Source organism: Streptomyces sp. NPDC001068 (genome assembly GCF_042897315.1).
GTDB lineage: Bacteria > Actinomycetota > Actinomycetes > Streptomycetales > Streptomycetaceae > Streptomyces.
Genome location: NZ_JBIAYD010000026.1, coordinates 1 through 20,225 on the forward strand (window position 1 = coordinate 1; position 20,225 = coordinate 20,225).

Annotated in this window: 7 protein-coding genes; 3 read left to right on the plus strand and 4 right to left on the minus strand. The window is 73.6% G+C overall.

The genetic code is table 11. The annotated features are described in order from the left end of the window. Nucleotides 1-155 precede the first annotated feature (155 nt). Together ACFY3I_RS41975 and ACFY3I_RS41980 are read right to left on the minus strand one after the other, a co-directional pair. Nucleotides 156-827: a sortase-dependent protein gene (locus tag ACFY3I_RS41975; protein WP_390866266.1), complete on the minus strand. Its 672-nt coding sequence runs from the start codon at nucleotides 825-827 to the stop codon at nucleotides 156-158. Next, nucleotides 815-1,177 (minus strand): hypothetical protein, encoded by a 363-nt coding sequence (locus tag ACFY3I_RS41980; RefSeq protein ID WP_390866238.1) that lies wholly within the window; start codon nucleotides 1,175-1,177, stop codon nucleotides 815-817. Before ACFY3I_RS41980 ends, ACFY3I_RS41975 begins: the two co-directional genes overlap by 13 nt. Nucleotides 1,178-1,508: 331 nt before the next feature. Between ACFY3I_RS41980 and ACFY3I_RS41985 the strand changes: the two genes are divergently transcribed. From ACFY3I_RS41985 to ACFY3I_RS41995, 3 genes are all read left to right on the plus strand, one after another. Then, nucleotides 1,509-2,303, plus strand: coding sequence for an SDR family NAD(P)-dependent oxidoreductase (locus tag ACFY3I_RS41985; RefSeq protein ID WP_390866239.1), 795 nt, complete (start codon nucleotides 1,509-1,511; stop codon nucleotides 2,301-2,303). A gap of 135 nt (nucleotides 2,304-2,438) precedes the next feature. Continuing rightward, nucleotides 2,439-3,065: a response regulator transcription factor gene (locus ACFY3I_RS41990; RefSeq protein WP_390866240.1), complete on the plus strand. Its 627-nt coding sequence runs from the start codon at nucleotides 2,439-2,441 to the stop codon at nucleotides 3,063-3,065. A gap of 63 nt (nucleotides 3,066-3,128) precedes the next feature. Next, nucleotides 3,129-4,031 carry a helix-turn-helix domain-containing protein gene (locus ACFY3I_RS41995; RefSeq protein ID WP_390866241.1) on the plus strand — a complete coding sequence of 301 codons (903 nt, stop codon included), beginning with the start codon at nucleotides 3,129-3,131 and terminating at the stop codon, nucleotides 4,029-4,031. A 44-nt stretch (nucleotides 4,032-4,075) separates the two neighbouring features. Here the strand turns inward: ACFY3I_RS41995 and ACFY3I_RS42000 are convergent, their stop codons facing one another. Further along, nucleotides 4,076-6,007, minus strand: a complete 1,932-nt coding sequence (locus ACFY3I_RS42000) for a maleylacetate reductase and hydroxyquinol 1,2-dioxygenase domain-containing protein (protein ID WP_390866242.1) — start codon at nucleotides 6,005-6,007, stop codon at nucleotides 4,076-4,078. 115 nt (nucleotides 6,008-6,122) lie between these two features. Further along, nucleotides 6,123-20,219 carry a hypothetical protein gene (locus tag ACFY3I_RS42005; RefSeq protein WP_390866243.1) on the minus strand — a complete coding sequence of 4,699 codons (14,097 nt, stop codon included), beginning with the start codon at nucleotides 20,217-20,219 and terminating at the stop codon, nucleotides 6,123-6,125. Between the last annotated feature and the right edge of the window lie 6 nt (nucleotides 20,220-20,225).

Below are 20,225 nucleotides of genomic sequence, written 5' to 3' on the forward strand. Positions count from 1 at the left end.
CGGGTACGGGGGGGGCGGCTTGGCTTACGGGCCCCCGGCCGCCCCCCCCCCGCGGGCCCCCCCCCCCGCCCCCCCCGCCCGGGGGGGGGGGGGCCCCCCCCCCCGGGGGGGGGGGCCCCCCCCGGGGGGGGGGCCCCGCCACGGTTCGGGGTGGATCAGGCGCCGCCGGCCCCCCGCCCGCGCCTGCCGAGGAACACCGCACCGCCGCCGACGGCCACCAGGGCCGCCGCGACACCGGCCGCCAGGCCGGTGCCCCGGGCCGCCCCCGTCTCGGCGAGACGCGTGCCGTGGGCCGCCGGGGACGGCGGGTAGTACGTCGCGTCCAGGGGGAGGCCGCTTCCGGAGGCCCGCGGTGCCGGGGAGGCCGGCCCGGACCACGAGGGCGCCGGGGCCGGCCCGGCCGCGGTCCCGCACCCGGTGCCCGGGGTGGTGAGCCCGCCCTCGATGTCCTCGTCGACCGCGCCGTCGCCGGTCCTGACGCGGACGCGGTACGTCGCGTCCGGCTTCCAGTCCTCGGGGAAGGTGACCTCGGCGCCTTCCGCGGATCCCTCGACCGGCAGCTCGCCGACCTTCCTGACGTCGGCGTCGTCGTCGTCGGTGAGGAAGACCGTGACCGTGACCGGGGTACCGGACGCGTCCCGGTCGGTCACGGTGATGACGCCGTGCGAGCCGTCGCAGGTGGCGGCCGCGGAGAAGTCACGGATGTCGCAGGCGAGCGCGTGGCCGGACAGGCCGAGGGCCAGTGCGGTGGACGTGAGGGCGACCCCCAGGACACGCACGGGCCCCCGACCGCCGGTGCGGGGCACGGACACGCTCAGAACGACCAGAGGTAGGGAGCGCTCACACCGCCGGAGGCCAGACCGGCGCCCTCGGCGACGTTGACGTCAGCGCTCGCGATGTAGCCGCCGCCGTTCACGTAGGCGTCGACGTGGACCATGTAGACGGACGCGCTGGTGCGCTGCCAGTACGCCGTCTGGCACTGTCCCGCCGGGACCCCCATGAAGCCGCCGTTGCCCCAGTAGACGTTCGTCTGGAAGATGCTCCGGGAGCAGACCTGCAGCTGCCAGGCGGGGACCGACGAGGCGGACGCCGAGCCGGCGAGGCCGAGGGTGAGCGCGCCCGCGGCCGTACCGACGACCGCGGCCGCGCGCATGCGTGACTTGAAAAGGGACTTCATCCGTCCACCAACCCTTGAAGGTGCGCGAGAAGAGCCGTCGGACGACGCCAACTGGCCTTCTGGACAAGAACGTTGCGGAAGCCAGCTTGCTCGAACGCCGGGCGCGGACCCGCGCCCTCGACGCCACCCCGGGTCACCAGGGCAGGATCTCTGTCCGCACGGGCCGTCTCCTCCCGTGGGCGTGAGCCACGCCACGCCGATTCTGGATTGAACATTCAACAAATCTGCTACGCTCCTTGCATGAGCGGCCCCGGACAGACAGACGGGGTGGCGGCAGAACAACCGCCTCGCGTTCAGATTATGTATTGATCATTCCAGAAAAGGACTCGTCATGGAACTCCACCTCAAGGGCAAGGTCGCCGTCGTCACCGGAGCCAGCAAGGGCATCGGCCTCTCCGTCGTCGAGGGTCTGGCGCGCGAGGGCGCCAAGGTCGTGGCCGGCAGCCGCACCTCCACCCCGGAGCTGGACGCGCTCGCCGCCGCACACGACGTCACGGTCGTCCCGGTCGATCTCGCCACCCCGGAGGGCCCCGAGACCCTGGTCCGCCGTGCCGTCGAACGCCACGGCCGGGTCGACGTCCTCGTCAACAACGTCGGCGCCGCCGAGCCCCGTGAATCCTTCCTGAAGGTCACCGACGACGACTGGCAGAAGGTCTTCGGCCTCACCTTCTTCAGCGCCGTGCGCACCAGCCGCGCGGCCCTGCCCCACCTGCTCCGGGCGGACGGGGCCTCGATCGTCAACGTCAGCTCCATCAACGCCCGGCTGCCCTTCCCCATGGTGGTCGACTACTCGGCCGCCAAGGCCGCGCTCACCAACCTGAACAAGGCGCTCTCCGAGGAGTTCGCCCCGCAGGGCGTCCGCGTCAACGCCGTCTCCCCCGGACCGGTCCGCACCCCCTTCTGGACCGCACCCGGCGGCTTCGCCGACGCCACCGCCACGGCCGCCGGCACCACCGCCCAGGAAGCCCTCGACGTCGTCGTACCGCAGAGCATGGGCATCACCTCCGGCCGCATCACCGAGGCACACGAGGTCGCCGACCTCATCCTGTTCCTCGCCTCGCCGGTCGCGAGCAACATCACCGGAGCCGAGATCGTCGTCGACGGCGGCCAGATCAAGACGCTCTGACACCTCCCCGCACACATCCCCGCCCGCCCGGACGGCCGCGCCGGCCGAGGAGCCGAGCGGCCGCCGGGCGGGGATGTGAGCACCATCGGAATCACGAGAGGACGCCAGGTGAGCGACTCCGAACCGTCGCGACCCATGCAAGTGATCGTCTTGGCGGAGGACCGGCTGACCGCGCAGGGCGTCGAAGCACATCTCACCGCCGACGACCGCCTGCGCGTCCTGCCGGCGACCGCCGAGGAACCTCCGGACGTCCTGCTGCTCATCACGGGCGAGCTGCGGGAGAAGACCTTCACGACCCTGCGACGCTACTGCCCCGAGGACCGCGCCGACGCGCCGCGACTGGTCCTGATCGCCAACCGGCCCACCGCCGAGCAGCTCGTCCGCGTGGTCGGGCTGGGACTCGTGGCCTTCATGTCCCGCGAGCGGACCACCCTCGCGGACATCACCGAGATGCTGTGCGCCGTGGCCCGCGGCGCGGCATCCCTGCCGCAGTCCCTGCTCGGCTCCCTGCTGGAGCAGATCAGGACCCGGCAGTGGAAGGACCAGCCGGTCGACGCCGACGACGAGTCGGCGTCCTTCACGGCGCGGGAGATCGCCGTCCTGCGGCAACTGGCCGCGGGACTCAGCACCTCGGAGACAGCCGCGGCACTCCACTACTCCGAACGCACCGTCAAGTACATCATCCAGGAGATGACCGCGCGGCACGGCCTGCGCAACAGGGTGCACGCCGTCGCCTACGCGCTGCGCCAGGGACTCCTGTAGGCGGGCCGGCACCCGGGGCGACCGGGCTCCGGTCCGGACGTCCACATCGAAGGAGGTGGCCCGGTGCCCGAGCTCGGACTCGCCGACACCATGGGAATCCTGCTCCGGCCGGAGGTGCGCCCCCGGTCCAGCAGTGCCGGGCTCGGCTGGCCGGATCTCTACGTGTCCGCCCAGCGGGAACAGCCCTTCCAGGCGGACTTCGCCCCCGCCCCCACCCATCTGATGGTCCTTCACCTCGACGGGCCCGTCACCGTACAGCGCGGCCGGGGCGGTGACACCCGGTCGCGGGCGGTACCGCCGGGAGGCCTGTTCCTCCAGCCGGCCGGCCGGGAGCTGAGCGTCCGGCTGACGGGCGGCCTCGACACCGTGCACGCCTATCTGACGGACCGTGCCCTGCGCGAGGCCAACGGAGGCCGGCCGGTCGAGCTGACCGAGGAACTCGGCGCCACCGATCCGCTCACCGAGCAGCTCATACGCGCGATGAACTCCACCGTCCGGCACTGGGAGCCGTCCGCCCGCACCTACATGGACCAGCTGACGGACATGTTCGCCGCGCAGCTCGTCCGGCGTCACGCCTCCCACGCGGAGACTCCGGCGCCCTCGCCGTCCGGGCTCTCCGAGCGCCGGCTCGCCGCCGTGCGGGACCTCATGCGCGAACGGCTCGCGGAACCGCTGCCGATCGCCGAACTCGCCGCCGCCGCCTCGCTCAGCACCAGCCAGTTCACCCGCCGGTTCCGTGCGAGTACCGGGCACTCACCGCACCAGTACCTGCTGGCCCTGCGGCTGGAACGGGCCGCCCGGCTGCTGCGCACCGGGTCCGCGCCCGTCGCACAGATCGCCGTCGAGTGCGGGTTCTCCCACCAGGAACACCTGACCAGAGTGATGCGCTCCCGCCTGGGCACCACGCCCGCCGCCATGCGCCGCGAGGGACGGCGGCAGACCCCGGCCGACGGCACCGGGGTCTGAGCGCGGGCGAGGCCCCGGCCCCTGCCCCGGCGCCGGGGGCCGAGTCAGCCGGCCAGGGCCGCGACGCGGAACGTGTGGTTCAGCAGGCGCCACTCGCCGTCGACGGCGCGGCCGTCCGGTGTGGCCCCGGTGCGCGGCGCGAAGTCGACGACGAGAGGGTCCTTGACCCCGAACACGGTGTCGCTGTCGAGGTGCGCGCCGTCGGACACGAACAACTGGGTGATCAGGCGGCGATGACCGGGCGCGCTGACCATGAAGTGGACGTGCGGCGCCCGGTAGTGGTGGCGGTCGGCCGCGGTGAGCATCCGCCCCACGGGACCGTCGCCGGGGATGGGGTAGTGGGAGGGCAGGATCGACCAGAAGGTGACGCGGCCTTCGGAGTCGGTGCGCAGCCGGGCCCGCAGGACGGGTTCCTCCAGGTCGGGCAGCTGAAGATCGTAGAAGCCGTCCTCGTCCGCCTGCCAGACGTCCACGACCGCGTCCCCGAGCGGCTCACCCGCCGTGTCGGTGACGGTCACGTCCACCCACAGCGGCGTGCCGGGAAGACCGGCGGAGATGACGCTGCCGTGCGGGGCCTCGGGCGGGCCCTCCACGTAGAAGGGGCCGAGGACCGCGGAGGGGGTCGTGTCGGGGGTGCGGGAGTTGGTCAGTACGTCGACGGCGCTGGAGATGCCCAGCACGTCCGAGAGCAGTACGAACTCCTGCCGGGCCGGGCTGCTCAACTGCCCCGTCTCGGTGAGGAATCCGATCGCGTGGCTCCACTCCGCCTGACTGACGTCCAGCTCCGCCACGTAGGCGTGCAGATGCCGGACCAGGCCGGTGAGCAGGTCGCGCAGGCGCGGGTCGGGCGACTGCGCGAAGCTGTCGACGACCTGCTCGGTGAGCCGGGCCAGTACGGCCTCGGTGGTGACCGGGCCGTGCGGACGCCGTCCGTGCCAGGCGTCGGTCAGCACGTGCAGGACGTCTTCGACGGTGAGCTCCCCCGGGTTCGGGTACGGCGCCGCCACCCCGAGTCCGGCCGCGCCGGCCAGGCCGGACTCCGGCAGGCCCAGGGCACGCAGGGAGGTCGGCCCGCCCAGCGAGGCGACCAGGTCGTACAGGCCGCTCGCGGCGTCCGGCACGTCCAGGGCCCGGGCGATGCGGCGCGTCACGTCCGGGGCGGAGGGCGCGTTGCAGGCGATCACATGCGGAAGGATCACGGTGTGGGTCTGCGCGTGCGGAAGGCCGAGGCCCCCCAGGACGTGGCACAGCCGGTGGTGCAGTCCCGTGCCGGCGGTGGCCGCACAGGTACCGGCCAGCCATGCCGCCCGCAGCAGACCGGCTCGGGCCTCCCGGTCGGCGGGGTCGGCGGCCAGGCGGGGCAGTGCCCGTGCGACGAGCCCGATCGCGTCGAGGGCCAGGCGGTCGGTGACGGGGTCGGCATCCGCCGAGTACAGGGCCTCCACCGCGTGGGCCATGGCGTTCAGGCCGCTGGTGACCGACAGGGACAGCGGGAGCGAGAGGGTGAGGTCCACGTCGTAGACCACCGTCTCCGGCAGGACCGCCGGTGAGGAGGAGACGGCCTTGCGGCCGTCGCGCGTCTCGCCGAGGACGGGGGTGGCCTCGGAACCGGCGTAGGTGGTCGGCACGATCACCTGAGGCAGGTCGGTGCGCAGGGCCAGTGCCTTCGACAGCCCGGTCGTGGACCCGCCGCCGACCGACACCAGGCAGTCGGCGTCCGCCGCGCGCAGCACGGCGAGGGCCTCTTCGGTCACCTCCACCGGGGTGTGCGCGACCGCTCCGCCGAACTCCGCGACCACCAGGTCGCCGAGTTCGTCCCGGACCCGTCCCCGGGCGGCCGCGGTGCCGGGTCCGCCGCTGGTCACCAGCAGCACCCGCCCGCCGCCCAGCCGCCGCACCTCCCCGGCCAGACGGCTCACCGTGCCGGAGCCGAGGACCACGCGTGCCGGATGGGTGGTGTGAATGAACGTCCGCATGTGTGACGTCGCCTCCTGGTTCGGTCGGGCCGCAGTGCTGTCGGCCTCCCAGCGTGCGGGGCGGACGTGGGTGAATTCCTGCACGATCGACGCGACTTCCGGCACGAAAGACGCATCACCCCGCGGCGCCCCCTCCGCGCCCTGGCACCACCGCGGGGACCGGCCCGGGGACCGGTACCGGAACCGGGGCGGGGACGGGTGCGGGGACCGGCGCGGGGATCGCCGCCAGGTAGGCGTCCCCCCGGCGGTGGACGATCACCGGGGGCCGGGGCTCGGAGTCGTCGGCCCGGCCGGAGGGGTACCGCCGGTGGCCGCCGTCCTCCTCGACCACGATCAGGTCGAAACCGCCGGCCTGGGCCGTCAGGGTCGCGGCCGCGTGGGCCGTGGGGGCGTCCCAGCGGCGGGCCGCCACGAGGTTCAGCGTGGTCAGGGTCCGCCGCTGTCCTACCGTCAGTGTGTTGAGCAGGGTGTCCGGCAGCCGGCCGCCGGCGCGCACGATCCGTTCGGCCAGTTCCGGGTCCCCGCGGAACTCCTCGCGCAGCACGGTCTCCAGCTCGTCGGCCCGGAAGACGGCTCGCGGGTCCAGCGCCAGGTGCTCGGGCGGCTGCACCCCTACGGCGGTGAACGCCAGCCCGGCCGGCTCCCCGGCCCGGCCGGCCGCGAGCGTGACGGCGGCCCAGAAACCGTTGCCGTCGACGGCACGCGAACGCGCCGCCCCGGCCGCGCCCGCTCCGGGCCTGCGCAGGAGGCCGTCCTCGCCCAGCTCAGGCAGGTGCAGGTCGAAGGTGTGGCCGCGTCCGTCGGCGTCGGTCATGATCAGCCTGCGGTCGTCGGCGGCCGCGTCGAACGACATGCCGCCCTCGGCCGGTTCCGCCTGCCGGTGCCAGGGCGCGGTGGCGTGCGCGGGCCGCGGTGCTCCGTCGGCGTGGTCGTCCCGGGGTACGGCCGGCGCGGCAGGTTCGGCCGGCTTGGCGGGCGCCGTCTTCGCGGACGTCTTCGCGTCCTCCGCCGGCTCCGGTGGCGGGGGCGGCGTGAAGGTGACCGCCTCCGGATCCGCCGTCCCCGAGCGGCGCAGGGCTTCCCGCCCGGCGTCGGACAGCTGATGCCAGACCGTGAGCCGGTCGGCGCCCCGCCGCACTCTGACGAGTTCCTCGCCGAGCGCCCTGTTGTGCCGCTCCAGCGCCTCCAGACGGGTCGCCACCGCCTGCCGCCGGGTCCGGGCGGCGGCCAGCGCGTCCTGTGCCTCGCGCACCGTCCGCCGTGCCCGCTCCAGCGTCGCGCGCGCCTGCTCGACGCGTTCGGCCCGCAATTCGTCCCAGCCCTCGTGGGCGGCCTCCGCGTCGTCCTCGGCCGTCTCCCGCAGCAGTGCGTCGAGTGCGAGCCGGGCATCCCGGACCGCGGGCACCTGATCCGGGTCGAGGCCGCGGTAGGGCGCGAAATCCGCCTCGGTGCGCGTCTGCTCCGTGTGCGCCGCCGCTCCCTCGCCCAGACGCAGGTCCCAGTACCGCTTGTCGCCGGCGCTCAGGGCGTCGTTCGCCTGCTTGACCGCGTCCCAGGCCTGTCCGGCGCCGGCGGGGTGATTCCGGTCGGTGAGAAGTCCCAGCGCGGTGGCGACGTCCTTGCGTACCCAGACCAGTGCCGTGGTGTCGCTCTCGACGGCCTGCGGCTCGCGCCGCGCCATGTGGAGGGCGCCGCGTACGGCGGCCGGCAGCCGGCTGTCCTTCACGTCGTGGTGCGCCTGCGCGACACTCAGCCAGGTCACCGGGATCGCGAACAGATAGGCACGCACCTTGTTGTCGGGCTTGACGTTCACCGAACTCAGCCCGTCCGCGGACCGGTTCGCCGTATCCGTCTCGGCGGCCGACAAGCCCAGGGAGGCACCGGACTGGTTGGTCGCGGGTGCCGTCGTACTGGACGGTCCGAGGTCCGTCGTGTGCTCGGTCGTCACACCGTGGGTGCCGGACGAACCACTGCCCCGGCCGTTCTGCCTGGGTGCCTCGAACTTGATGCCGTCCGCGACGGCCAGCAGCCGGGCGGCGCCGAGATCGGGTCTGGAGTACAGCTCGAGGCGGCCGCTGACACCGCCGAGGATCCCGTGGTCCTCCAGGCCCGCCACCTGGTGGGCGTCCTTGGTCAGAGTCTGCGCCCAGAAGGCGGCCAGAGCCGTGGCCGAGGTGCCCGCTTCGAGGTTCTCCCTGGCCTGGGATCCGACACCGGTCAGCGGGGTCCGCTGGGCCCGCGCCACCGTCGCCCGGTCGGCGTTCCCCGACGGCAGCGCGACCGACGCGTCGGTCGCGGCGCCGAGCGCGAGGAGGTTCGCCGAGCGCAGGGCCTCCAGTCCGAGGAAGCCGCGTACCGCGAAGCCCTCGGCCGGCATCTCGAAGGGCCCGGTGCCGCCCGCCCCACCGGGGCGCGGGACGTCGTGCCAGCCGCCCGCTCCCATCGCGCGGGGCAGCGGTACCCGGCGCGGTCCGCCCGCCGGGACTTCCAACGCCGGCTGCGCCAGGGGGTCCGCGGGACCGGTGGAGCGGGGTCGCATCAGACTCAGCGGGGCGTGACTTCTCAGGAACCCGCTGTCGGCGACGGCCGGTTCGCCCACGGCGCCCGTTCCCGCCGCCGGGTCGTCGCCCAGCAGCTGCACCCACACGTCGTACCGCTGCGCGTAGGCGGCGTGCATGTCCGTGTACGTCACGGTGGACCCGACGGCGGTGCTGTCCGTCCACGTCGTGGCGGTCGCCCGCGCCGAGGACACCGTCTGCGCGTACCCCGGTCCCGCCGCCCTGACCGAGGCGTCCCCGGTCTCGGCGCGCTCCGACACCGTCAGGCCGACCGTCGCGCCGGAGAAGCGGCCCTTGCTGTGCTGGACCGTCTCGGTGGCCTGAAGCTGTTCCTCCAGTTCCACTCCGTGGTCCAGGCCGTGGAACCCGGTCTCCGGACCGGGGGTCAGCCGCACCCTCAGCTGGACCTGGCGGGATCCGACCGAGAGCCGCAACGTCTCCGAACGCCAGCGTCCGATCTCCGCGGGCATCGACACACCGCCCGTGGCCATCTCGTTGCCCAGGGCCCTGATCACGCGGCCCTGGACCAGCCGGCGCACCTGTTCCAGTTCCCTGTCGTCCAGGCCCAGCGGCCGCAGCACGCCGTCGAGTCGGCGCAGGACACCGACGGGGTCGAGAGAGTTGACCGGCCAGCTGCCGAATCGCGCCTGTGCCAGCCAGGGATACGGCTCCCATGCGGTCTCGCCGTAGCGCGGTACCGCGCCGAACCCGTCGTCGAGCGCTCCCAGTTCGTAGCCGCTCTTCATCGCGACCGTGCCGTGCCACCAGGACACCGTGGACGCGCCGTGCGCCCCGCCGAGGATCCGCGGGACCCGCGCGCCCTCGTGCGCGCCGCCGCCCACTCCGGAGTCCGCCGCGTAGGTGCTCCTGACCGGCCCGCGTACCAGGACGTGCAGGTTTCCGACGTCCTTGCGGTTCATCGTCCAGGCGGCGGCTCTGCTGACCAGGTGGGAGGCCGTCCTGCCCCGCCGGACCAGGGCGGAGAACCCGTAGGCGCCGGCCGCGTGGTGCTCCTGGGCGGCGGTCAGGTGGTTGATGTGGCCGCCGAAGTCGTCGCTGCTTGTCCTCGCCTGGCGGCCGGAGGCCTGGACGGATCCGCTGACGACACTCTCGATCTCCATCTTCCGCGGTGGTGTCAGCGCGGTCAGGCCCGGCAGGCCGTCGGCCGGTCCGAGCAGTTCGCTGCGGAACGCGACGTGTGTCGTGCGGTCGAGGTAGGCCGTCGGCGTGCGCACCGTCTCGCGCCAGCCCGGCAGGGAGAAGGCCGTGTTGAAGTTCGCCAGCCGGCTCTGGTGGAGGACCGGCCACAGGGCTTCGTCGTGGCCCGGTGTGCCCGGCCGGTTCAGCAGCCAGGAACTGCCCGACGCCCTGTTCAGCACCTGCAGGGCCATGTCCCGCAGGACCCGCCCGTCGCCGTGGCTGATCACGCCGTGGGGCACGGTCGTGATCGACACCGCACGCGCGTCGAAGGTGGCCGTGCCCGTCTCCCCGGGTCCCTCCGGGGAGCCCGCCGTTCCGAGGGCCAGGGCACGGGCGGCCTCCGGGGCCAGGAAGGTGATCTCCCCCCTCGTGTCCGGGAGGGCGGGAGGTTCCGTGCTGGTGTACTCGACCGGGACGCCGAGCACGATCTGTGCCCGGTGGACGTCGTCGGCGTCTCCGGGGCCGATCAGGGGGCGGGCGGGTTCCGGCAGGACGAACGCCTGGGTGGCGAGCAGGTGCGCGGACGCGGCGCCGCGCAGCCACTCGCGGGGACGCCAGTGGCTGCTGATGTCCAGCGTGAACGCGACCCGGTAGCGGTAGAGATCGGACCCGCCGGTACTGACGGAGGTGACCTCCTCGCCCGCCGCCAGTCCGGAGCCGGTCTCGTGCTCGGCCTGCCGGGTGTGCCTCAGGCCCACCGCGACGGTCTCGGCCCGCAGCGGCGCGCCGGCCGTGCCCGGAGCCGGGTCCCGCAGCGACAGGGTGGCCTCCGCACCGACCTGCCAGGATCGTGAGCTGCTCCGCTGGGCGCTCAGTGTCTCGGCGGCCGGTGCGCTGTGGCGGGTCCGGAACGCGGTCTGGCGCCCCAGGTACTCGCTCTCGCCCAGCGACGCCCCCACCTGTACGTGCACGTGCCTGCGTCCGAGCGGGGTCCATTCGTCGAGCCCGATGCGGAGCCCGCCGTCCAGCATGGCCGCCAGGTTCGACGCCATGCTCTGGTGGGACAGCCGGTCCTGCACCTCCAGCGTGTTCCGCAGCACCGTCGCGTAGTGTTCGGCCCCTTCCCAGCGGGGATTGTCCGGATGCAGTTCGGCGAGCGGCGCCACGAGCCCCGGGCGGGCCCCGTCGATCCGCCTCAGGGCCGTCTCGGCGAAGCGCTCGGCGAACCCCACCTCCGGTCCGTCGCCGAAGCTACGGAAGGCGGCGCCGTCGGCGAACGTGATGTCCTGCACCCTGCCGGCCCCGATCGACCTGTCGGTCACCAGCAGCGGCACCGGTTCGGGGCCTTCGGGCCGTTCCACGGCCTCGCCCTGCAGTCGCCGCGCCTCGTCGAGGGGCAGCCGCACCACCGCCCACATCCGGTGGTCCTGCGGCTCGGGCCGCGGGCTCCGCTCCCGTACCCACTTCTTGCGGAGGGTCCGGGCTTCGGTGCCCTGGCCGGCGGCGGGCTCGGCCGCACGGGGCAGGGGGCGATGGGTCGCGGTGACGACCAGCCGCTGTTCCACCAGGTACAGGCCCGTGGGAGTTCCCTTGGCCTGTGCCGCGACCTTCTCGCCGGCCGCCGACGCGGTGGCCCTGGCGATACCCGACGACGTGGTGTGCCGTGCCGAGGGCCCGACGTGGAGGCGGAGGTTGAGGGCGCCGCCGTCGAGCCCGGACAGGTGGACGCCCGGCCCCACCGAGCCGCTGACCTCGACGCCGCGCGACGTCCCCGCCGCCTGCTCGGTGCGTATCGTCGACTGCGCGGTGTCGCGTATCTCCGCCGCCGTCGTCGTACCGCCGATGAGGGTCAGGCGCTCCGGCCTGGCGTACACCGTGAGCGCGCCCAGTGGCCGGCCGCCCCGCGCGTCCAGCAGCGGAGTCGTGACCGGACCCGTGTACAGGGCGGGCATGATCCGCCGCATGTTGTCGGTGGAGAAGAAGTCGGTGACCTGCCTGGCCTCCTTCGACCCGGCCGCCAGACCGGCCTGTGCGAGCACCCGGTCCGCGATGCCGTCCATGGGGCCGATCTCCTCGACGCTCACGGTGTGGAACCGGCTCCGGCCGGGCAGTTCGATCTCGGTGCGGAATCCGGGGTGCGCCTCGGGCTGGACGGAGGTCAGCGAGTCGGCCAGACGCATGCTGAGGCCGTCGCGGACGGCGAACCGCAGTTCCGCGGGGACCGCGCGCGAGCCGTCCGGGATCGGCTCGCCGGTCGGACCGACGTTCCGTCCGGAGCGGTCGGTGACCCCGAACTCGTAGCCGAGGTCGTCGAGATGGACGTGCGAGCCGTCCGTGCTCTTCGTCTCCGACTGGTTCACGAGCTGGTACTGCGCACCGTGCCGGTCCCACTTGCCGGAGAAGTACTTCACGCCGACGCGGAAGAACGCGGTGACCGGGGCGCCCGCGAAGACCGTCGACGTCGACAGTCCGAGGCCCCATCCACCGCGGTTGACCTTGGTCGTGCCGCCGCCGCGGGTGAACCGCTGCGCGGTGTCGATCTTGGTGGGGTTGGCCACCCCGACGACGTGGCGCTGCGCGTGTCCGTAGGGCCGAGCCGTCATCCTCAGGGTCAGGGCCCGCCCGTCGGCCGTCTTGTAGTCGAACGACCGGACGGTACCGACGAACGCCCGCGGATCGCGTTCGAGGACCTGCCGCACCGACTCCGACAGGGCCGGACCCCGCCGGGCGTCGGTCGAGACCTTCGGCCGGATACCGGGAGACCGGCCGAACCAGTCGTCGAGTTCCCGCACCACGAGGCCCGCGCCACGCGCCTCGTGGTGACCGGCGCCCAGCCCGAACGACACCTGCCGGTAGTCCTGCGACAGGTCCGCCATGATCTCGCCCGTCAGGTACCGGGGCAGTCGCGCGCCGTCCCTGAACTGCACGGCTCCCGTGACCGCCGGCGGGGGCGGCAGTTCCCTGTCGACCCGCGGCGGACGGCGCCGGTCGAGGTCCTCCGCGACCGGGACGGGAGGCGGTGGCGTGCGGCCCTCGGGTGCGGCGGGCCCGCCGGAGGGGTTCTTGGACCTCGACGGCCCCGCCTCGGCGTGGACATCGCCGCGGATCGGCCCCTGGGGTGTCTCGGGAGCACCGCCACGCATCCCGGGCTGGTCCGTCCCGTCGAGATGCCAGGCCACCGCCTGCGCACGGGCCGGCAGGTCCATGCGCGTGAAGGCCGCGCCACGCGCCCGCTCCGGTTCGCGGTACGCGTCCCGCACCCGCTCGGCCGACACCGCGCCGGCCGCCGAACCGGCCAGGTAGCCGTTCACCCGCGTCCGGAGGTCCTCCTCCGCCGTCAGCGCCCGGCGGCGAGACGCCTCCGCCGCGCGGACCTGTCCAGGGCTGTCGCGGACCTCGATGACCGCATGACGTCCGTCGCCGGCCTCGGGGCGTGACGGGTCCGGTCGCGGCGCGCGTGCCTCGTGCGCGATCGTCAACGAGTCCGCCGTCAGCGACGAGCCGAGGTCCCGGAGATGTCCGTCGAGGCTTCGTGCGAGGACCGCGCCGAGCCGTTCGGCCCAGCCGGCTCCGTCCTCGATGGACCTGCCGAAGTGCACGTGTCCCGCGACCCGGGCCTCTCCGTGCACGGCGACGGTCACCTCGGGGAGAGCCTGCCCGGCCGCGTGGCGCCGCACCGCCTCGAGCGCGATGTCACCTGCCACGGTTTCCACGTGGGCGATGTCACCGGGCCCGGGTTCGCCCTCGCCGGACAGCCCGAAGGCCCTCGCGGGATCCGCCGGCCGGGCCGGGGCCGGCTCGGCCGGGCCCGTGTCGCGGCCCGGTGCCGCGCCGCCGGACATCCGAGGGGCGTCGGAGTCGAACAGTTCGTGGGGGAAGAGGGCGGAGCTGAGGCCCAGCCGCCGCAGCGGTGCGGGGTCCTCGTGATCACGCCAGGCGGAGAGCGCGCTGTGCAGCGTGTCCGCGAAGGCGTCGTCCGTCTCGCCGCGGTCCGCCGTCGTGGTCGGCCGAAGTGCGCTCAACGGCTGTTTGCCGTTCCCGTCGGCGGTCTCGTGGATGTGGATCTCGTGTCTTCGGACGACCGCGGCGACCGCCACCGCTGCCACGCTGCGGGGGTCGTAACCACCGTCGTCGGTGTCCGGCAGGAAGCCGTTGTCGGACAGCGGGCGCAGCAGGGCGGTGGAACGGGTCAGCAGGTCCGCCGTCTGCGGCCGGGTCAGTTCGAGCGCGTCCGCGAGTCGCCCGAGCACCGCGTCGTCGTCGCCCGTGAGCCGGACCGCCCACAGCGCGTCCGCCACGGCCGACTCCAGGTCCCCCGGAGAGGGCGGGGCGGCGGGCCCCTCCGGCAGCCGGGGGTGGCGGCCGTCGGCGGGGGCGTGCGCGTCTCCCGCCCCGTGCGGCGCTCGCCGCGCCGGAGCCGGTGCGCGAACGCCCGATGTCTGGCCGGCCGATGTCTGGCCGGCCGAGGGTGTCGGCCGCGCCGGGCCGCCCCCGACGGTACCGGTGCGCGCCGCCTTCCCGCCCGCCCGCTTCGGCCTGCTGCCGCCGGCCGCCGCACCTCTGCTCCCGGACTCCGGGGACGTGCCGGCCTCGGCCCGCTGCCGGGCCTTCTCCCTCGCCTTGGCGTTCCGGTCGTTGAAGAAATCGACCATGGCCTTGCGCGTACGGACGGCCAACTGAACGATCTGCGGGCCTTTCGTCTTCGCCAGTGCCCGAAGGTACGCCGTGTCCTCACCGGACAACCGAAGGGCGCCGAACAGTGCGGCCGAGTCCATGGGGACGAGGTCGTTGTGTCCGTCCCACGACACCTCGTGGAAGGCCAGCTTCGACAGAAGCGTCACCAGACGGGTCTGCTCCGCCCCGCCGATGTCGTGATACGTACCCAGGTAGTGTCCGACCTGCCTGGCCCAGGTCTCCCTGTGCGCATGGCTCTGGGTGAGCCCGGAGGCCAGGGTGGCCGGGTCGCCGGTGACCTTGTCCGCGATGCGTCCGCCGTCGGTCACCAGGGCCAGGTCCGATCTGAACGCCACGACTCCGAGCGGTTTCTCCTGCCAGGCGTCGTCGTGCTTCCGCGTGCCGACCAGCTGGTCGATCAGATGCCGGCCCTCTTCGGCCTCGAACTTCGGGTCGTCGCGCCCGCCCTTGCCGACCAGCCCGAAGTGGACGCCTCCTTCCAGCCCGCGTACCTGTGCCGTCGCGAGGCGGACGAACGTGTTGGGCTCGGGGAAATAGACGGCCCGGGCATCCACGCCTCCCATGCTCTGACGCACGGCGAGATCGAGGTCCGCGGCGAGGTTCTTGTTGGGCTCCTTGCCGATGCCGAGCCGGTAGCCACCGCTGACCGCCTCGGGGTGGTGCCCCGAGGCCCCCGTCAACTCCAGGACCGCCGCGGCTGCCTGGTCGAACAACGGCTTACCGCCCTTGACGGGGATGCTCCTGCTGTCGTCGTCCCCCAGCGGCTCGCCGCCGACCAGCATGCTGCGCACGTCCGCGTCGCCGATGTGCAGATAGAGCTGCCCGTCGGATTCCGAGACGGGCTTGAGCCTGTCGATCATGTCGAGGGTGAGGCTGTCCCGGACGATCGCCTCACGGATCGCGCCGTACGGGATCTCCTTCTGCTCCCCCGCCCCGGGCGTGATCTTCCTGGAGTCGGGCTGACGCCAGGTGAAGCCCGTGACGGCGACCGCGAACGTTCCCTCCCTGTTCCAGGTCACGGCGAACTTCTCGACGGCCTGGACGATGGCCGCCCTGGTGTCCGCCCGGCCGTTGAGGCCGATGACCAACCCCAGGCGGGCCTTGCGCGAAGCGTCGCTCCCGAACGCCTCCCTGTACCTGTCGACCACCGACTCGAGCGAGAACCTGCCGCTGGTCACGGCCAGGGGGACGGTGGCGACGAAGCGGATCTCCGCACCCGGTGCCAGTGCCCCCTTGGCCGTACCGTCGTACTGCGCCACCGGCTTCAGCTGGTAGTAGTCGTGCACGCTGCCGAACTCACCACCGGTGCCGAAGCGTGCGGAGTCCTCGGCCCGTGTGATCAGCTGCGCGCCGGTGGGCTGCGGCTGGGCGTTCCTCCCCCTGTTCGGAGCACCGGGCGCGGGGCCGTCGGGGGCCGGCCGGCCGTGCACGGCCGGCGAACCGCCGGAGAAGTCCCCGGAGAAGTCCGCCGAGTCGGCGTGGCTCTGGACGACTTCCAGGTAGCGGGGCCTCATGCCGTCGCCGGCGACACCGTCGTGAAAGTAACCCATGACGCTCTTCTCGACGTGCAGCCGGTGGTCCGGGGCGCCTTCTTCCCGGTACTCGTCGGGCAGTCCGAGGGAGTGTCCGATCTCGTGGGCCAGGAGCAGTTCCGAGGAGCCGACCGGCCAGGTGTCCTGGCGGGCCCTGGCGTCCTCTCCGACGACCCGGACCCGCACGTGCGCGGCCTCGGGGTCGGCCACGCGTTCCACGGTCACGTGCAGCACGCTGCCGTCCGGCAGCATCTGGCCCCGCCGGTTGAACACGGCATCCACGCCGGAGCCTGCACGGTGCCAGAGCGTGTCCACGTCGGCCGGGGTCGCGCCGTCGCCGTCGAGATGCAGTCGCACGGTCAGGTCGGACACCCGGTGCCCGTCGACCTCGAACCTCCGCACGTCGAACGCGGCCCGCACCCAGTCGTGACCGATCCCGTCCCGCGGCCCCTGGCCGGCGGAGAGCCGCGGCAGGAGCCGGGTCCGGTCGACGGCCCCGGGCACCGCGGCCTGCCGTGCCGCGTGCCAGCCGGGGCTCGCCGCGAGGTTCCGGTCGACCGCCGGCACCGGATCCGGGGCCCGGCCGGCCGGTTCCGCCGGATACCGCCTCGACGGCCGCTCGTGGGAGGAGGGCGCGGCCGGGACCTTGGTGCGTCCGCGCTTCGGCTTCGCGCCGCCGTGCCGGGCCGCGGGAATGCTCTCGCGTCTCCGTCCGACGGCGTCGATCTCCTTCACCAGCGCCTCACGGACGGAGTACGCCATGCGGAACAGTCCCTGGTAGAACTCCTTGCCCTTCGCCGCCTCGACTTCGCTCCGCACCGTGCGGACCTTGTCCGGATGGAGATTCACCAGCTCCCGCAGACCCATGGACGTCGGCGCGGACGTGCCCGTCAGGATTCCGTGGAAGGCGATTTCCGCCAGCGCTTCGGCGGTCCTCCTTCCGTTCACGCCCGGGTGGTACGTGTCGAGGTAGTGCCCGAACTGGTCGGTCCACGTCCTCTTGTCGGCGTGGCTCTGCGTGTAGTCACCGAGCAGGGATCCGAGGCCGTCCGTGACGCTCTTTCCGATCCGGTCGGAGCCGGTGACGAGCTTGAGGACGGAGGTGAAGGAGACCATCTCCTTCTCCAGTCCCGCCCGTTCCCACCTGTCCTTACGCGCCCCGAGGACGTTCTCGAGAAGGTGTCTGCCCTCCTGCGCCTCGAAACTCCATTTGTCACCTTCCCTGACACCGAAGTGGACGTGGTTCTCAAGAGTCGGATAATCGGGGTCGAGCCGGAGGAAGGTGTTCGGTTCGGGGAAATAGACACTGCGCGGGTCGTAGACACTCATCGCGTCCCGTACGGCGAGATCCAGATCGCCCGCCCAGGACAGCCAGGGCTTCTCCTCGTCCTTGAGCGTGTAGCCTCCGCTGACGATCTCCGGGAAAAGGGGCCCGTCCGCGACATCGCCCGCCCTCGCCTTGATGTTCGAGGTCGCCAGGTCGAAGAGCGGCGTCCCCGCTGCGTTCATGCCCGCGACGTCGGCGTCTCCGAGGTGGAGATACACCTCCCCGTCCGTACTCCGCGCGGACGCGATCATGCGCCGCGTCAGGTCGTCGCGGACGATCGCCTCGCGAATGGCACCGTAGGGGATCTCCTTCTGCGTTCCCTGGTTGCGCAGCGCGGGATCGGGCTGGACCCAGGTGAAGCCCGTCACGGCGACGGCGAAGTTCCCCTTCGCATCCCACTTCCTGGCGAAATCCTCGATCTTCGCGCGGATTTCGGGTCCGCGGTCGGGTGATCCGTTGAGTCCGATGACCAGGCCGAGCCGCCCGGCGCTCTTCGAGGCGTCGTCGAACCCCTCCGCGTAGGCCCTGGCCAGCTTCTCGAGATCGGTGCCGACCGTGGCGGGGACGGCGGCGACGAAGCGGATCTCCGCGCCGGGGCTCAGCGCACCCTTGACCATCCCGTCGTACTGGGCGACCGGCGACAGGCTGTAGTGGGCCGCGTGACCGCTGTACTCGGGAGAGAACCGCAGTGGAGCCCTGTCCGTGGTCACCTGGCCGTGCACGGGCGCCACGGCCGCCGCTCCGGCGCCGCGTCTGTTCGCGGGCGCGGCGGGGGCCGGCCCCCGCGGGCGGCTCACCGACGGTGCGTGGGGTCCGCGCACCGGCGGTGTGTGGTGTCCGCTCATCGGCGGTGCGTGGTGTCCGTTCCCGGCCGTGGGGTGCAGGACGGTCGGCAGGTCCAGGCCGCCGGGTGCGGGGCCGTCGTGAGCGGTGCCGCCGTCCACCGGGCGTTCGGGCCCGCCCGCTCGGGTCCACCGGGCGCCGGAGGCAGCGGGCGGAGCGGGACGGCCGCCGGTTCCGCCGCCCAACGCGTCGCGGGTGGCGGCCTCCCGGCCGGCGGGGGGCACGTCCGCCACGCCACGGGGTCCCGAGGGGTCACCGTCGGCTCCCCGCCCCGGCCGCGGGGCCAGGGCGCCGGGACCGCCGCTCGGACCGTCCGGCCCACCACGTCCGGCACCGGCCGGCCCGGGGCGGTCGGCAGGCACTCCGGGCGGTACGGGGCGGTCGGCAGGCACTCCGGGCGGTACGGGGCCGGGCCCGGGGGTGACCCGCGTACCGTCCGTCGCCACCTGCGTCACCGGCGGCCGGACGGCCTCCGGAACACCCCCCGCTCCGGCCGAGGTCGCCGGGACGGCGCCGTCCTCGGCCCGCGCTCCGCCGGCGCGGAGGGCTCCCGGCGCCGCCTCGGCGTCGAGGCGGACGTCCGGGCCGGGCCGGGTGGGGCCGGCGGTCGGCCGCCCGGCGGAGGCCGTCGGGGACGCGCCGGGGGCGTCGGAGGCGGTCACGGGACGGTCGGCGGCGACCGGGCCGGGTTCGGCCCGGAGCCCCGCGCGGACGCCGGGTCCGGGACCCGGTGCGGCCGTACGTCCGGCAGCCGGTCCGTCGGCGGCGGGTGCGGCGGCGGTGCCGGTGGCCGCGGTGCCGACGGCCGCCGGGCGCGGGGTACGGAAGACGACGGAGCCGAGGTCGAGGTCGTCGGCGGAGGCGGTGGCGACCTCGTGCGGCCGGACCCGGCCGGATGCCGCCGCGCCGGCGGCGCCGCGGGCGGTGACGGTGCCGGCGGTGTCCGACCGGCCGGCGGAGGCGCCGGCGCCGGGGCCGGCGCTCCGGGACGTCGGGGAACCGCCGGTGGTCGCGCGGCCGGCAGCCGCCGCGGTGGTCGCGGGCGTGGCACGGCCGGTCCTCGCGTCGGCGGTGCCGCCGCGGGTCGCCGCACCGGAGGCGGAACCGCCCGACGTCTCCCCCCACCAGTCCTTCTGTGCCAACGCCACCGGCAGCTCACCGGCCTCGTGATACCCGTCGCTGTCCGTGAGGGTGTCCTCGTCGAGGAAGTCGTCGCCGAAGCCGGAGACGCTCCCGGTGTCGGAGTCCGTCAGGCCGTCGAAGTCGCCGAGCAGCGGTACGTGCTCGGAGTTGACGTGGATGTCCGTGTGGGGGCCGCGGGCCAGCCGGAACTTCCCCCCGTTGTCCAGCGCGCCCAGCAGGCCCGACGACAGCGACGTGCCGTAGTCCGTCTCGTCGTCCTTGTTGACCGCGAACATCGCTCCCGCCGAGGCGACTCCCGTCACGGCGCCCAGGGTCAGCTTGCCCAGCAGCGCTCCCGCGAACTTCGGCGCGAACGCGTGCCCCAGACCGAAGGTCAGACCGCCCACGGCGCCGCCCACCGCACCCGACACCGCGGCCGACTTCGTCGCCTCGGTGTCCCAGTGCTTCCGGTGCCCGACGAGGAACTGGTAGACCTGCACCGCGGCGTCGCTGAAGACGTTCAGCGCCACCGCCATGCCCACCTGCTGCAACAGGGTCTTCAGCAGCATCGTCACCGCGACCCGTGCCGACGTGATGGCCGCGGGGATCGCCTCGGGTGCCAGGAAGATGAACTGCAGCAACTGGGCGCCCAGCAGGATCAGCTGCAGGACGATCATGTACTTCGTGTACTCGACCTGCAGTGCCGTCTCATCGCTCAGATCGGACAACTGCCCCGCGGAGTAGACCAGTCCGGGCAGTGTCGCGTGCAACTGCTGCACGAAGCCGCGGAACTCCTCCGCGATCTCCCCGCCCACGCTCTCCACGACACCGCTGCCCGCCGTGCCCACTTCACCGGCCAGCTCCTTCAACTGCCGGGCGGTGTCCCCCCACACGACGCCCAGCTCGCGCAGACCGGTCTCGCTGCTCTGCGGCCAGTTCTGTCCGACCGCCAGGTTCGCCAGCCACGCCAGGCCGTCCGGCATCTCCACGTCCATACGAGA